We start from the raw sequence: 16,196 nt of genomic DNA, 5'->3' as shown, positions 1-16,196 counted from the left end.
ACATTAACGATTATATAAAATCAATGATTTGTATCAAATATTTTACATTGCGGATTTATCCGTTTTGGTATCCTTAATAGCCCTGAAAAGTGAAAGCTCGTTATCATACGGCAGGTCGCAGTTCATATGCCAAATCATAATTCCGCCGAGCCCCGCATCAATAGCAAAAGCAGTTTTATCGGCAATCATCTGAACGGAATTTATGTACTGCGGGGCAGTCATAGGATTACCGTCGTGGTCAAAATCATTGTAATAGACAAGGTTTGTATATCTGTCAAGGCTATCCTCAAACTGTGCATAGCTGCCCCAATAAGCATGTCGGTTGGTGGGACGGGAGAAGAACGGAACGCCCAAATCAATTTGCTTTGCATCAAAGCCTCCCTTGAGAGCCTTATCTATACCGTTTACCGTGGTTGAGAAAATTGAATGATAATTATGAGCGGTAAACATATCGTAAAGCATAACCTCTGCCCTGTCGATAATTTTGATTACATCATCATCAAACTGCAAATCCCAAGGAGCAATGGCAAGAGAAATTATTTTGTCGGGCATTGCCTTGTCAAGCTTGCGAAGGAAATTGTTAAACTGCCTCCACTCGAGCTTGCTGTTGGGAAATTCGTAATCCATATCATATCCGTCAAAGCCAAGCTCGTTAACAAAGCTTACGATATTTGCCACAAGGTTATCAACATTTTCGTCATTCATCATAGAAATGATGTATGCATTTTCCTCGCCGTAAGGCATTGCAATATCACAGATAAGATTAATATCTCTGTCGCCGATTGCTTTTTTTACAATATTCACCTTGTCGGAGTAATAATGTAGGTCTACCTCATTTGAATCTCTGTCGTAAATTTTGATATTACCCTTTTCGTCAAACTTGGCGGTACCGAAAATAATAATATCGGTTATTGCATCAAGGCAGGAAAAATCATAATCCTCGGTAATATCCTCGGCAACCAAATATGCATTTACGCGAAGGTCGTTTGCATTTTCGCTTTTAAGATAATAAGCCTCAAAGTTGTTGACATTGAACTTGCCCGAAGCCTGATTTACAAAAATTCGAAGGTATCTATATTTTACATCGCCCAAAAAGCATGTGTGTCCGCCCTCAATACAATCGCTTTGATAAAGAAACTGATAATTTGCATCATGCTCATTTGAGCCGTAAATTTCAAACAAGGTAACTTTTTTACCCGACTCGCCGAGGATAACTGTGTTGAAATCGACACTATCTCCAAAATCAACGGTTACATACTTGTTTTCTTCTGCTTTACCCTTGAGAGAGAAACTCTTTTTTGTTTTACCGTCTTGTGTGATATATGTTGCGGAAGAAGCAAGATTTAAGCCGTCGGAAGCATTAGCAGAATCTGAATATGTAGCTGTCATTATACTTTTGCCTGTATTTGAGCACGAGCAAAATGTAAGGCAGACAAGAATTGCAACAAGTACGATTGATAGTATTTTTTGTAATTTTTTCATAATTTCTCCTTTTGGTTATCACTTAACCGATGGGAACTGTGAATTGTAAAGCTCCCAATAAAAGCCCTTTCTGTTTAATAATTCTTTATGTGTTCCCTGCTCCACGATATTTCCGTCACGCATAACAAGGATAACATCTGCCTCCTTAATGGTTGCAAGCCTATGTGCAACAATAAAGGTTGTTCTGCCCTGCATCAAAGATGCAAACGCCTTTTGAATTTTGATTTCCGTTCTTGTATCAATAGACGAGGTTGCCTCGTCAAGAATAAGCATAGGCGGTTTGCAAAGCATTAGCCTTGTAATACAGAGAAGCTGACGCTGTCCCTGTGACAGAGAGCCTCCGGACTCGCCTATAACGGTATCGTAGCTGTTTGGCAAACGCTTTATAAACGAGTGCGAATGAGCCTTTTTTGCAGCCTCAACAACCTCATCATCGGTTGCATCCGGGGCACCCATTTTGATGTTATCCTTTATTGTGCCTGCCTTTAGCCACGTGTCCTGAAGCACCATACCAAAGCTTGCTCTGACCGATTTTCTTGTTACATCGTCGTAGGCAAGGTCATCAATTATAATATTGCCTTTATTGACATCGTAAAACCTCATTAAAAGGTTTATAAGAGTTGTTTTTCCGCAGCCTGTCGGTCCGACAATGGCAACCCTTTGTCCCGGCTTAACACTCAAATTAAAGTCCTCGATAAGCTTTTTATTCTCTGTGTATGAAAAGCTGACATTGGAAAGCTCCATTTTGCCGTTAACATTTTTAATTTCTACGGCATTGTCGCTGTCGGGAGGGGTTTCCTTTTCCTCAAGGAGTTCAAACAATCTGCCGGCGCAGGCAAAGGCATTTTGAAGCTCTGTTATAACACCGCTTATTTCATTAAACGGCTTTGTGTACTGATTTGCATATGATAAAAAGCAGGTCAAAACACCGACTGTAATAGCGCTCTGCTCTGTCTTGACAGCAAGAATTGCACCGAACAAGGCAACACAGGCATAAACAATAGCATTTACAAATCGGGTTGCAGGATTGGTAATTGATGAAAAGAAAACTGCCTTTAGCGAATACTCGCGAAGCCTTGCATTTATTTCATCAAATCTTTGCATATTCTCCTGTGCGTGAGAATACGCATCAACGGTTTTTGCATTGCCTACCATTTCATCAATGAAGGCAGTTTGCTCGCCCCTTGTTGCAGACTGAAGCTTAAACATCTTATGAGTATTCTTTGCAACAAACGACGCAATTACAAATGAAAGAGGGGTAACAATTACAACAACAATTGTTATCCACCAATTAATCTTCAGCATAAAAACAAGCGTACCTAAAATTGTGATAACACCTGTAAAAAACTGTGCAAAGCCCATAAGCAAGCCATCTGCAAACTGATCAACATCTGCGATAACTCGCGATACAATCTCTCCGCTCGGATGAGAATCTATATAAGAAACAGGCAGACGTTCAATCTTCGAAAAAGCCCTGTCACGCATATCGCGAACAACACCAAAGGTGATTTTATTGTTAAGAACATTCATCACCCATTGCGAAACGGCAACAACCGCAATAATGATGCAAATTTTTATTAAAACAGGGATAATTCTGTCAAACTGCACCAAGCCCTTATCTATGATAAAATCTATCACATTACCGATAAGCACAGGTATATACAGCGAGCCTGCAACGCTTACTCCCGCAAGAAGCATAGAAAGAGCAAGTAATATTTTATATCTGCCGACATAGGCGAAAATACGCTTAATAATTTCCTTATTATTCATTGCAGGTCACCTCCTCATCATCAAATTGTGAGAGGTAGATTTCCCTATAAATCTCACAGGATTTCAAAAGCTCGTCATTTGTTCCTATATCAACCACCCTGCCGTCATCAAGAACAACTATCTTGTCTGCGGTCAGTATTGACGAGGTACGTTGGGATACAATAAACAAGGTAGGCTTGTAATCAAGAGAAAGAATTGCCTCACGCAATGCCTTTTCTGTTGCAAAATCAAGAGCAGACGCACTGTCATCAAGAACGATAATACTCGGCTTTGATACTATTGCTCTGGCAATGGACAGTCTTTGCTTTTGACCACCGGAAAGATTTGCACCGTTTTGCTCAATTACAGTGTCAAGTCCATCCTTTTCAATGATATTATCATATATCTGTGCAACCTTTAGTGCATCAACAATTTCTTCATCGGTTGCATCCTTTTTACCCCATTTGATGTTATCACGCACGGTACCTGCAAAAAGCACAGCCTTTTGCATAACAAAGCCGATATCGCTTCTAAGTGCGTCCTTATCAAGAGCCTTAACATCTCTGCCGTTAACCGTAACCCTACCCTTTGTAGCGTCATAGTAGTGAGGAATGAGATTTACAAGGCTTGATTTACCGCTTCCTGTTGAGCCGATGATACCTACAACCTGTCCCTTATCGGCATAAAAGCTGACATCACTCAGGCTTTCCTCACCTGCCGAAGCATATGTCAGCGACACATTGTCAAAGCACACGGTATGATTATCATAAATTGTGTCATCGTTTATATGCTCAAGAGTGTTTTGCATATCAAGCACGCTTGATATTCTTGCACCGGAGGCAAAGCCCTTTGTAATAGTAACAATAAGGCTTGCAAATTTTACAAGCTCAACAAGTATTTGGCTCATATAGTTATACAGAGCTACAACCTGACCTTGATTGAGTGTGCTTGCCTCAACATTAACTGCACCTCGGTAAATCAAAAGAACGATACCGAGATTTATTATTACATATGTTATGGGATTCATCAAAGCGGATATTCTGCCGACGCTTCGCTGAAAATGAGCAAGAAGGTTATTTCTTTGCTTAAACAGTGAATACTCCTGCTCCTCCTCGGTAAAGGCACGGATAACTCTTGCACCGGTAAGGTTTTCCCTTGTCGTAAGAGTAACTGAGTCAAGGGTATCCTGTACCCTTTTATACATAGGCACGGTTGCCTTCATAATTGCAAAAACAACAATACCCAAGAGTGCAATCACAAGCAAAAATACAAGGCTGATTTTCGCATTTATGCTTAACGCCATAATAAATGCGCCGCCGACAATAAACGGCGAACGAAGAAACAAACGAAGCACCATATTAACCGTGCTTTGTGCTTGGTTTACATCATTTGTCATTCGGGTTATGAGTGTTGATGTGCCGATCGAATCTATATCACTGAATGACAGCGACTGAATTTTTTTGAACAGTGCGTGCCTAACCTCGGTTGCAAAGCCGGTGGCGGCCTTGGCAGCAAACCACTGTGCCGTAATAGCGGCAACCATACCGACAACAGCAAGCAGCACAAGCACCAACGATCTTGACACAACAAGCCTTAAATCATTTTTGCGTATACCGTCATTAATAATTGAAGCAACAACAAGTGGAACAATAAGCTCAAAAATAGCCTCAAGCATTTTGAACAACGGTGCCAAAAAGGATTGCGCCTTATAGTTTTTCAAAAACGGTAAAAGCTGTTTCATTATTCCTCCAAAGTAAAAAAATACAGACATAAATATTATATAACAAAAAACAATTATGTCAATGTTCAAAAAAGTGTTGAAAAATTAAAAAAAAGTGGTATAATTGATAACGATATTGATATTTGGCAGGTGATACAGTGGAGCAAAAGCCTATCACAGCAATAATTGTTGGTGCAGGTCACAGAGCATTTGTGTACAGTGAGCTTGCAAAAACCAACCCTGAAATGCTAAAAATAGTAGGCGTGGCAGACCCCAATCCTGTCAGAAGGAAAAAGGCTATGGAATACTTTGGCTTTGGCGAGGATATGTGCTTTAACGACGCCGAGGAGCTTGCTTCAAAGGGTAAGCTTGCCGATGCCGTTATCAACGGCACTATGGATGAACAGCACCTTGAAACCGCTGTTCCATTGCTTAACGCCGGTTACGATATGCTCCTTGAAAAGCCGTTTGCACCAAACGAGGACGAGATGCGTCAGATCGTTGAATGTGCAAAAAAGAACGATTCCAAGGTTATGATTTGCCATGTATTAAGATATACTCCTTTTTACTACGGAATTAAGGAAAGAATTGTTAACGGTGAAATCGGTGACATCATCAATATCCAAACAACAGAGCACGTTTCGTATCATCACCTTTCTACCTCCTATGTCAGAGGAAAGTGGGCAAACAGCGACAAGTGTCATACAACAATGCTTCTTGCAAAGTGCTGTCACGACCTTGACATTATGATGTGGATGATGGCTGAAACCGAGCCTACGCAAATCTGCTCCTTTGGCGGAAAATATCAATTTAAGCCTGAAAATGCTCCACAGGGTGCAGGCACAATCTGTATGAAGGATTGTCCTTTGGTTGACACCTGCATATACTCTACAAAAAGGCTGTACATTGATCATCCTGACAGGTGGGCATTTTATGTTTGGGATGCACTTGAGGACAAGGAAAATCCTACTATTGAGGACAAGATTGCTTTGATGAAATCCGACAGTCCTTATGCACGATGCATCTACAAATGCGACAACAATGTTGTTGACCATCAATCTGTAATGGTTAACTTTGCAAGCGGTGCAACAGGCACACACAATATGGTCGGCGGTTCTTCCGAGCCGAGAAGAAACATTCATATTATCGGCACAAAGGGTGAAATCTTTGGCAATTTTGAGGAAAGCAAATTTACCGTATTAAAAATCAACCCGTCACCAAACGCACATCATGAGGAATGTGATGTTGAGGTTGTAGACCTTAACGTATCGGGTGATATGGTTGGTGCCTACGGCGGTCACGGCGGCGGCGACGAAAGGCTTGCAGAGGACTTTGTAAAATTTATAAGAGGCGAAAAGCCAAGCCTTGCATGTACATCAATCTTTGACAGTGTTGCCGGTCACCTTTCTGTTTATCTTGCAGACAAAAGCAGAGAAAACGGCGGTGCACCGCAAGCTGTAAATTTGAGGAGCTAAAGTGAGAATTAAAGACGGCTTTGTTACACGAAAAATCGGTGACAGAATTATCGCTATCCCTGTTGGCAGTAGTTCGCAGAGCTTTAACGGTATGATTACGCTAAACGAAACAGGCTTATTCATTTGGAATTGTTTGACAAACGATACAACCGTTGAGGAAATTGCAGATGAAATTATTGAAGAATACAGCACAACAAAGGATGAAGCTATAAACGCTGTCAACAGTTTTCTTGAAGAGCTTAAAGCAAGCGATTTATTATTGGAATAATTCCCCCTGCAATTGCAGGGATATATATGCAGGAGTGGCGGAATGGCAGACGCGCTAGATTCAGGTTCTAGTCGGGGTTGCTCGGTGAGGGTTCAAGTCCCTTCTCCTGCACCAAATAAAAAACAGCTACCATAGGTGGCTGTTTTTTATTTTAAATAGGATTTGAACCCTCACAGCATACAAAAACTGACGCACTACTGTACGGCAGTTTTTGAGAGGAGAAACAATTGCAGTGATTGTCAGTAAATGCGTTAGCATTTGCTTTAATCACGGAGATTGTTTTGACGAAAGTCCCTTCTCCTGCACCAAAAATACCATAGCACCATAGTGTGCTGTGGTATTTTTATATTCATAGAACTTGAACCCTCACCGCATACAAAAACTGACGCACTACTGTAGTGTGCTGTGGTATTTTAATTGACAAACGAAAAATAATGGTGCATAATTATTTTGTATTATATAGTTAAGAGGTTCTGAATATGCAAGGAACAAAGCATATAACAATTATTTCAAGCAGGAAAAAGATTGTTCTCGGTGTCAGTTCAATTTTGTATGTCTTTGTAGTAGGCAAAAATACACAAATACATATTTTGGGCGAAAAGGTATATGAAACAAAAATGTCTTTGAACTGTCTTGAAAAAGAGCTTGGCGACGGCTTTATAAGGGTGCATCGCGGATGTCTTGTATCTGCAATGGCGATACATAATATTACAGACAAAATTAACCTCATTAACGGAGAAGCTATTGAATACACGAAACGAAAGAAAAAACAAATTATTGAGCAGTTTAGCATAAAGCAAAGGAGTATTATCAACAGCTTTAACAATAGCGGTGTTCCCGAAACAGAGGAGGAATACTTTAAGCATTATAGCAGCTTTGACAATATGCCCTTTGCATTTACGGATATTGAAATGGTATTTAATGAAGAACGGCGTGCTGTTGACTGGATTTTCAGATACGGCAATGATGCTTTGTCAAGGTTAGAAAAGCTGCCACTTGATAAGCTTATAGGTAATTCCTTCGGCAGTCTGTTCAGCAATATGGATTCAAAATGGCTTAAAAACTATGAGCGTGCGGAGCTATACAACGAAACTATTGAAATGATTGATTTCAGCCCCGAAATTGATACTTATCTTAAGGTAATATGCTTTCCGACCTTTAAGGGTCATTGCGGTTGTATTTTGTTTAACATTGATGAAATAGAGTTTTCACAGAACAGCAGTGAGGCACAACAGGCTTTGGGGTTATATTTGAAAAACATATAGGTTATGATTATAAATAATTTAAGCTGAAATAAAGCATTATGAGGTAGATATGAAAAAAAGAATTAAGACTTTAGATTTGTTTATAATAATTTCCGCAGCATCGGTAATAATTTCACTTTTTGTTTTTATGCTTGTGCCTGATATGATTTCATCTGTATCGGCATTAAACATAAAAAACATATTTAATGATTTTGTTTTTCACCTATATTACTCAAATGATTTAAGCACAATATACACTAAATCCATACATGTTTGCTTTCCTCCTCTGATTTATCTGTTTTATCACATACTAAATCTTTTTCTTCCGCCGCAGACAAATGAAAACATTCAATTTGAGCCAATGTATTTTTTATGTGCAATATACTTGATTATTGGCTTTTTGGCATTTGCGTTTACGATAAAAAGATTTTTCAAAACAACAAACGATAATAAAATATTTTTGGTTATCGTGATGATAACACTGTCAAGCAGTTTCGTTTTCGGAATAATTGAATGTGCAAACATTGCTTTTTTAGTTTTAATATTACTGCTTTTGGCAATTGATTTCAGAGAATCGGAAAGTAAAATTAAGCAAGAGCTTGCTATGATTTTTATAGCGATAGCTGCTGCAATTAAAGTTTATCCTGCAATTTTCGGTTTACTGTACATAGCAGAAAGGAAATACAAAAAAGCAATTAGACTTGTCATATATGGATTATTATTCTTTTTTGTGCCATTTGCTTTTACAGGCGGAATCGAAGGCTTTAATCTATTCATTGAAAATCAAATCAGAGTTCAATCTGTTTGGGGTACATTAAGCCCAAACGGAATATTTTCCAACCTCGTTTCGCTCGGTATAACTCAAGACCTTGCTAAAGCAATGATTTATGTATTCGGCGGACTGTCCTTTGTATTATTCTTCGTTTATAAGGACAGCTGGAAAAGAATATTTTTGCTTTGCTTTGTAATGGTTATGTGTCCGTTATGGAGCGGTGCATATACTGCATCATTTTTCATCACTGCGTTTTTGACACTCATAAGCAAAATGAAAAACATAACCAGAGTAATGGATTTCATATACATTATTGCTTTTTCTGCTATGTTTACAAGCTCGTGCTATTCATTTGATTTTTCATCAAGAAAGATATTTTTTGCGTCAATTATAATATTCTTTGTTTTGATAGCAGATGAAATATACATAAGGCTAAGCAATAAAAAAGCTTTTGCATTGACAAAATAATTATATATGATATAATATCCTCACGAAAACTTTGCAGTGGATTTTTCCTGATGAGTTATATCACCTTTTCGCCACACAGCACATAGGCTGTGTGGTTATTTTTTTGTTTGGAGTGAAGAGATGAGGGACGAAAGCTTTATGAAGAAAAAGGCGATTTTGCCTTTGATAATTTCTATGTCACTTCCTATGGTTATTTCAATGAGTGTTAACGCACTTTACAACATAGTAGACAGCTACTTTATTGCAAAAATCAGCGAGGAAGCAATGACAGCGTTATCACTAATCTATCCTATACAAAATTTAATCAATGCCGTTGTTATCGGTTTCGGAGTAGGAATTAACGCATTAATAGCATTTTACCTTGGAGCAAAGGATTTTGAAAAAGCAAACAAAATTGCAAACCAAGGCTTTTTGCTTTCTCTTATTCACGGTGTTGTGCTGACAATCGGAGGAATCGGTGTTATATCCCCTTTTCTGAAAGCCTTTACAAGCAATGAACAGATAAGACAACTCGGTCGGGAATACTGCATAATTGTGTTCCTGTTTACAATAATAAACAGCCTAAACCTATTTTTTGAAAAATATTTTCAGGCCTTTGGTAATATGAAAATCACTATGATTGGATTAGCGGCAGGCTTTTTAACTAACATTGTGCTTGACCCTATACTGATTTTCGGAATAGGGTTTTTGCCGAGGCTCGAGATAAAGGGTGCTGCTATTGCAACCTGCATTGGTCAGCTTGCAACCTTTGTGATATACATTGCTTATTATCTTGCAAGGCCTGCAAATGTAAGAATAAATATGAAATATCTTAAGTTTAACGCAAAAGATGTAGGCTCAATTTACTCTATTGGAATACCGGCCATACTTAACCTTGCGTTACCGTCGATGCTTATATCTGCGTTAAATGCAATACTTGCGACTTTTTCACAAATATATGTTTTGGTGCTTGGCGTATACTATAAGTTGCAAACCTTTCTTTACCTATCGGCAAACGGAATTGTTCAGGGTATGCGACCGATATTATCATACAATTACGGGGCAAAGGAATACAAAAGGGTTAAAAAAATTTACACCTACGTTTTGATAATGATTGCAGGAATTATGGCTATCGGCACAATATTGTGCCTTGCATTGCCGAGACAGATAATATCTTTATTTACAGACAGCGTTCAGACAACACAGGCAGGAAAAACAGCATTAATAATAATAAGCGGAGGATTTATTGTGTCGGCCGTATCCGTAACCTCCTGCGGTGCGTTAGAAGCGCTTAATAAAGGCTTGGCATCACTGATTATATCACTGTGCAGATACACGGTAATAATAATTCCCGTTGCATTTATCCTAAGCAAAATAATCGGTGTGCAGGGCGTTTGGCATGCATTTTGGATAACAGAGGCCTTGACAGCTGTTATATCTTTCATTGTATACAGGAAAACAGTAAAAATGAATTATTGACTAAAACAGGTATTATTGTATAATAAAACTGTGTAATGACCCTGAAGCAGAGCATTGGCAAACGCAAGGCCGGCTAAACGGTAAAAGACCGTGGAAAGATTAACGTTATGGAATTTAATTGGATAAACATATATAGCGGTATTGTTGTTGCATTAATGCTTATACCTAACATTATTTTTGCAATAAAAAAACAAAGAGCAAAAGCCCAATAAATCAAAAAGAATAATTAATATCATAGAGCAAATCAGCAGATACGCCTGCATTATCCTTAAGCAAGCGAAATAAATCCGAACAAGCCTAAAAGGGTTTGATTTCGGCATATTTTCGCTTTTCGTCATTGTAAGGCACCAGCCTAACTGCTTCCTCAAAACAAAAATCTGCTCAAAATCAATTCCGTTTTAGGTCGCAGATTTTTTATGAAACGGATTTTTCGTTAGGCAAGGCACAAAACGCAGTTAATCCTTTCGGATTAACGAGTATTTTAACACAGCATAGCGGAAAATCCGTTCATAAAAAACTTATTCGGATTTATCTCGCTTGCTTATGGTAGTGCCGTTTTTTGTTTGGAAATTTGGTTTTTCCCCTCTTGAATTAATGTTTGTTTACATTATAGGCAATGTTATTTTGTTGATTTTGTATTACATATTTTGGGGATTATACATCAAAAGAAAAACTTGCAAAAACGCTCTTGCGCTTGCGGTGATACCAACGTTGATTTTTATTGTCAGCGCAATTTCCGTCAAGCATTGGGCATTGCTTGTAACGGCCGTCATATTTGGCGTTAGTCATATTTACGTCACCTATATTAATAATAAATAACACACAGCTATGAAAAAATAACCCTCTTGATGCAGAAAACACATCAGGAGGGTTTATTGCTTTACATTATATCTTATCACAATAGGCTGAATCGTAGGTGGTGATAATTGTATAATCACCGAATCGATAATAGCCTGTCATATCGGAATATGTTTTATCAACATCCGAAACGGTTAAGGTTGCCTTATCAATTTTTCTGATACGGTTATGGTTACAGCAAACATAAACATTTTCTTCATCCGACGACACAAAATGAGGATTTGGAAATGTGTTTTGCTCTGCCATACCTACCCTGATATCAACCTTTACACCGTCGATAAAATAGCGGATAACGCAGTTTTCCTTTTGGCAGACGGACCAAAAATATTCGCCGTCAAGTGCTATGCCCGAAAGAGGACTACCGTTATAATCGAGCACTCCGTCCTTAACAAGCTCGCCGTCGGAATTAAACAATCCTGTTTCGCCCGTTGGATATATTACAAGCACCGACCTGTCTGCCATAACAATAGCGCTCGGAGTAACAAAGTTGCCAAGCTTTTGTGCAATGATTTTGCGGTTTGCACCGTACTTTTTCAAAAGATAAGCATCCTTTGTAATAATCTCCTTTTCGCCTGTGGAAAAATTAAGAATAAAATAGTTTACCCCATAGCCCGATGCGTCAACATTGGGCTTTTTTTCTACCAAAATAACCTTGTCATCCGAATATTTGAGAACATCAATAATCTCTCTGTTACTGATTTTAATCAAAGCGAATCAATCCAATCTTATATTATTCGGCAGAGGAAAGCTTTTCAAGCTCCTCCTTACTTGAGCTTGTCAAAAAGCTCAAGGTCATAAGGCTGTCGGTAAGGTGCACATTTTCAACAAGCACCTCCGGATGAGCCATAGCAATATCGTAATTTGTAAAATTCCAAAAGCTCTTTATACCAAGCCTGCAAAGAGTGTCCGTAAGCTCCTTCATATCGTTTGAAGGGATACAAACAACGGCACAGGTTGGCTGATTATCTATACAGAAATTTTCCAAATAATTGATATGGCGCACAGGAATACCCTGGATAACCTTGCCGGAGATAGCCTCATTTTTATCAAAAATACCAACAAGCCTAAAGCCTGATTGACGGGTAAAAATCTTTGAAGCAACAGCCTTGCCCAAGTTACCCGCACCTATCAATACGGTTTTAACCCCTGCATCAACGCAAAGAATCTTTCCTATTTTTGCGTAAAGCTCCGGTACATTATAGCCGTAGCCCTGCTGACCGAATCCGCCAAAGCAGTTAAAATCATGACGGATTTGCGATGCAGTCAGGCCCATACGCTCTGCAAGCTCCTTAGAGCTTATACGAACGATGCCGTTGTCCTTTAGGGTTTCCAAAAATCTATAATAGCGAGGCAGTCGCTTAATAACAGAAATAGAAATTTCCTGTCCCATAATAATTTACCTCTCTTATCAGCAATTAAGCTTACTTTGTCATTGCAGTAATGGTTTCCATTACATAATCGCCGAACTCATCACAGGTACAGCCTGTATCTCTGCCGGTGATAACAAGCTTCTTTTCCTCAAACATACACTTATCAAGTGCAGCCTCAAGAGCATCGGCCTGTGCCTGATAGCCGATATGAGAAAGAAGCATAACCGTTGCACGAAGCATTGAGCAAGGGTCTGCATACTGACCTCTGCCCTCTGTAATCATACGAGGTGCAGAGCCGTGGATTGCCTCAAACATAGCATATCTCTTGCCGATATTGGCAGAGCCTGCTGTGCCTACGCCGCCCTGAAATTCCGCAGCCTCATCGGTAATAATATCGCCGTAAAGATTTGGAAGAACAAACACCTTAAAATCTGTTCTTCTTGCAGGGTCGATAAGCTTTGCAGTTGTTATATCAACATACCAATCGTCTGTTACTATATCGGGATACTGCTCGCCTATTTTCTTTGCGGTATTGAGGAATTTGCCGTCGGTGGTTTTGATGATATTTGCCTTTGTGATGATTGAAACCTTGCCCTTGTGGTTACGCTGTGCATAATCATAAGCAAGCCTTGCAATTCTGTCACAGCCCTCTTGGGTAGCAACGGTAAAGTCTACTGCCAAATCATCGGTAATGTTTACACCGTATGAGCCTACTGCATAGCCACCCTCTGTATTTTCACGGAAGAAGGTCCAATCAATTCCCTCCTCCGGCACCTTAACGGGACGCATATTTGCAAAGAGGTCAAGCTCCTTACGCATAGCAACATTTGCACTTTCAACATTTGGCCACGGGTCGCCCTGACGCGGAGTGGTTGTAGGACCTTTAAGAATAACGTGGCAAGCCTTAAGCTCCTCCAAAACATCATCGGGGATTGCCTTATTATGAGCGGCACGGTTTTCGATGGTTAAGCCGTCGATAATCTTGAACTCGATCTTACCCTTTTCAACCTCGTCCTTAAGCAAAAACTCGATAACCCTTTGTGATTCCTTGGTAATGATAGGGCCGATGCCGTCACCGCCACAGATACCGATTATAATTTTATCAAGACTTTGATAATCTGTGAATTCCTTATCCTCTTTAATTTTCTTTGCTCTTTCAAGCTGCTTTTCCATCAATGCTCTGAATTGATCACAAGCCGCGTCAAGAGCCTTCTTTTCTTCCATTTCCATATTAAATACTCCCATATTTATAATAATTATTTGTTCATTTCTCTTGTATAATCAAGAAGACCGCCGCAAAGAAGCATAGCTCTTTGTCTGTCCGAAAGATGTGAGGAATCAAGACTATATTCCTCGCCCTTTGTGATATTCCTCAACACAACAGGCTTGTTATTCTCAATGCAATCACGGATGTCAACAAGCTCGAGCTCGTCCATTTGGTCAATTTTATCGTAGTCTTCCTCGTTTTCAAATGTGAAAGGAAGAATACCTGCGTTTACGAGATTTGCAACATGTATACGGGCAAAGCTCTTTGTGATAACAGCCTTTACACCGAGGTAAAGCGGAACAAGAGCGGCGTGCTCACGGGATGAGCCCTGACCGTAATTTGCACCGCCGATAATGAAGCCCTTACCCTCTGCCTTAATTCTTTCAGGGAAGCTTTCATCACACACACCGAAGCAGTACTGTGAAAGGTGAGGAATGTTTGAACGGTAAGGCAAAATCTTTGCACCGGCAGGCATAATATGGTCGGTAGTAATGTTATCGCCTACCTTAAGCACTGCCTTTGCAGTAATGTCTGCAGGGAGTGGCTCTGTCTTTGGGAAAGGCTTGATGTTCGGTCCGCGAAGAACCTCAACATCCTTTGCCTCCTCCTCAGATGCAGGAGCAATAATCATATTGTCATTGATAACAAATTTTTCAGGCATTGAAATAGCAGGGGCCTCGCCTAAATCTCTTGGGTCTGTAAGGTAGCCTGTGAGAGCCGAAGCAGCGGCAACCTCAGGTGAAACAAGATAAATCTGACCGTCCTTTGTGCCTGAACGTCCCTCAAAATTACGGTTGAATGTACGAAGTGAAACTCCACCGCTGTTTGGACTCTGTCCCATACCGATACAAGGACCGCACGCACTTTCAAGAATTCTTGCACCTGCATTAATCATATCCGACAGTGCACCGTTGAGAGCAAGCATATTAAGCACCTGCTTTGAGCCCGGAGCAATGCAAAGTGAAACGGTAGGATCAATGGTTTTGCCCTTAAGGATTGAGGCAACCTTCATCATATCTACATATGATGAATTTGTGCATGAGCCGATTGCAACCTGGTCAACCTTAATTCTGCCGATTTCATCGGTTGTCTTAACCTTATCCGGCATATGAGGGCAGGCTGCCATAGGAGTAAGCGAGCACAAATCAATATTTATTACCTCGTCATAAACAGCATCCTTATCAGGCTTAAGCTCTACCCAATCCTCTTCTCTGCCCTGTGCCTTTAGAAAAGCAAGAGTGATTTCATCAGACGGGAAAACAGATGTTGTGGCACCAAGCTCTGCGCCCATATTGGTGATGGTTGCACGCTCCGGAACAGAAAGGGTTTTTACGCCCTCTCCTCCATATTCTATAATCTTTCCTACGCCGCCCTTAACGCTCATAATGCGAAGCACCTCAAGGATAACATCCTTGGCAGATACCCATGGCTTAAGGTAGCCTGTAAGGTTAATCCTTGTCATCTTTGGCATAGGAATATAATATGTACCGCCGCCCATGGCAACAGCAACATCAAGTCCGCCTGCACCCATGGCAAGCATACCTATACCGCCACCGGTGGGAGTGTGGCTGTCAGAGCCGATAAGAGTTTTGCCCGGAATACCGAATCTTTCAAGATGTACCTGGTGGCAAATTCCGTTGCCCGGTCTTGAAAAATATATGCCGTGCTTTTTTGTTACGGTTTGAATAAATCTATGGTCATCCGCATTTTCAAATCCTGTTTGAAGTGTGTTGTGGTCGATGTAAGCAACAGAGCGTTCTGTTTTTACTCGGTCAACACCCATAGCTTCAAATTCAAGATAAGCCATAGTACCTGTTGCATCCTGTGTCAGAGTTTGGTCGATACGAAGACCGATTTCAGTGCCGACCTTCATTTCACCCTCGACAAGATGTGACTTAATCAATTTTTGTGCTAAAGTAAGTCCCATTAGCAATCCTCCCAATCCATATATAATTATCAAAGTTATAAACTTTTTTGTCAATCTTATAATAAAACATTGACAGGAATTTGTCAATATAATAACTGTCTCTTATACACATCTCCGAGCCCACGAGACGGACTCCTA

General features: G+C 40.0%; 13 protein-coding genes and 1 tRNA gene. 6 read left to right on the top strand and 8 right to left on the bottom strand.

The features are described 5' to 3' along the window. Nucleotides 1-42: 42 nt before the first annotated feature. Genes Q0P34_RS06375 through Q0P34_RS06365 form a run of 3 tightly spaced genes read right to left on the bottom strand, consistent with a single transcriptional unit; the run spans nt 43 to nt 4,972 of the window. Nucleotides 43-1,482 (bottom strand): glycoside hydrolase family 18 protein, encoded by a 1,440-nt coding sequence (locus Q0P34_RS06375; RefSeq protein WP_294954483.1) that lies wholly within the window; start codon nt 1,480-1,482, stop codon nt 43-45. An 18-nt stretch (nt 1,483-1,500) separates the two neighbouring features. Continuing rightward, entirely contained in the window at nt 1,501-3,252 is a 1,752-nt protein-coding gene (locus tag Q0P34_RS06370; RefSeq protein ID WP_294954480.1) for an ABC transporter ATP-binding protein, read from the bottom strand. After that, a complete protein-coding gene (locus Q0P34_RS06365) occupies nt 3,245-4,972 on the bottom strand; it encodes an ABC transporter ATP-binding protein (RefSeq protein ID WP_294954478.1) in 1,728 nt (575 codons plus the stop codon). The genes Q0P34_RS06370 and Q0P34_RS06365 overlap by 8 nt, the downstream gene beginning before the upstream one ends. A gap of 122 nt (nt 4,973-5,094) precedes the next feature. On the opposite strand from Q0P34_RS06365, the gene Q0P34_RS06360 reads away from it, so the two are divergent. The 6 genes from Q0P34_RS06360 (at nt 5,095) to Q0P34_RS06335 (ending at nt 10,636) form a co-directional block, all read left to right on the top strand. After that, nucleotides 5,095-6,426, top strand: a complete 1,332-nt coding sequence (locus Q0P34_RS06360; protein ID WP_294954475.1) for a Gfo/Idh/MocA family oxidoreductase — start codon at nt 5,095-5,097, stop codon at nt 6,424-6,426. A 1-nt stretch (nt 6,427) separates the two neighbouring features. After that, on the top strand, nt 6,428-6,694 hold the full coding sequence (locus Q0P34_RS06355; protein ID WP_294954472.1) for a PqqD family protein: 267 nt from the start codon (nt 6,428-6,430) through the stop codon (nt 6,692-6,694). Between the two features lie 28 nt (nt 6,695-6,722). After that, nucleotides 6,723-6,808 (top strand) — tRNA-Leu (locus Q0P34_RS06350). A gap of 365 nt (nt 6,809-7,173) precedes the next feature. Next, the gene (locus Q0P34_RS06345; RefSeq protein ID WP_294954469.1) at nt 7,174-7,959 is read left to right on the top strand and encodes a LytTR family DNA-binding domain-containing protein; all 786 of its coding nucleotides are present in this window, start codon (nt 7,174-7,176) and stop codon (nt 7,957-7,959) included. 49 nt (nt 7,960-8,008) lie between these two features. Then, nucleotides 8,009-9,178: a glycosyltransferase 87 family protein gene (locus Q0P34_RS06340; RefSeq protein ID WP_294954466.1), complete on the top strand. Its 1,170-nt coding sequence runs from the start codon at nt 8,009-8,011 to the stop codon at nt 9,176-9,178. A gap of 120 nt (nt 9,179-9,298) precedes the next feature. Continuing rightward, nucleotides 9,299-10,636, top strand: coding sequence for an MATE family efflux transporter (locus Q0P34_RS06335; RefSeq protein WP_294954463.1), 1,338 nt, complete (start codon nt 9,299-9,301; stop codon nt 10,634-10,636). A gap of 654 nt (nt 10,637-11,290) precedes the next feature. Here Q0P34_RS06335 and Q0P34_RS06330 read toward each other — a convergent pair. The 5 genes from Q0P34_RS06330 to Q0P34_RS06310 form a co-directional block, all read right to left on the bottom strand. Next, nucleotides 11,291-11,425: a hypothetical protein gene (locus Q0P34_RS06330; RefSeq protein WP_294954460.1), complete on the bottom strand. Its 135-nt coding sequence runs from the start codon at nt 11,423-11,425 to the stop codon at nt 11,291-11,293. 96 nt (nt 11,426-11,521) lie between these two features. Beyond that, nucleotides 11,522-12,202 carry a hypothetical protein gene (locus Q0P34_RS06325; protein ID WP_294954457.1) on the bottom strand — a complete coding sequence of 227 codons (681 nt, stop codon included), beginning with the start codon at nt 12,200-12,202 and terminating at the stop codon, nt 11,522-11,524. A 22-nt stretch (nt 12,203-12,224) separates the two neighbouring features. Further along, nucleotides 12,225-12,884 (bottom strand): redox-sensing transcriptional repressor Rex, encoded by a 660-nt coding sequence (locus Q0P34_RS06320; RefSeq protein WP_294954454.1) that lies wholly within the window; start codon nt 12,882-12,884, stop codon nt 12,225-12,227. 31 nt (nt 12,885-12,915) lie between these two features. Then, complete coding sequence (locus Q0P34_RS06315; RefSeq protein ID WP_294954451.1) at nt 12,916-14,094, bottom strand: isocitrate/isopropylmalate family dehydrogenase; 1,179 nt, start codon at nt 14,092-14,094, stop codon at nt 12,916-12,918. A gap of 26 nt (nt 14,095-14,120) precedes the next feature. Next, nucleotides 14,121-16,058: an aconitate hydratase gene (locus Q0P34_RS06310; protein ID WP_294954449.1), complete on the bottom strand. Its 1,938-nt coding sequence runs from the start codon at nt 16,056-16,058 to the stop codon at nt 14,121-14,123. Nucleotides 16,059-16,196 lie beyond the last annotated feature (138 nt).

This window comes from uncultured Eubacterium sp., assembly GCF_945980375.1.
Lineage (GTDB): Bacteria > Bacillota > Clostridia > Oscillospirales > Acutalibacteraceae > Eubacterium_R.
Note: the sequence above shows the minus strand (reverse complement) of the source record. Positions and strands in the feature narration are given on the sequence as shown.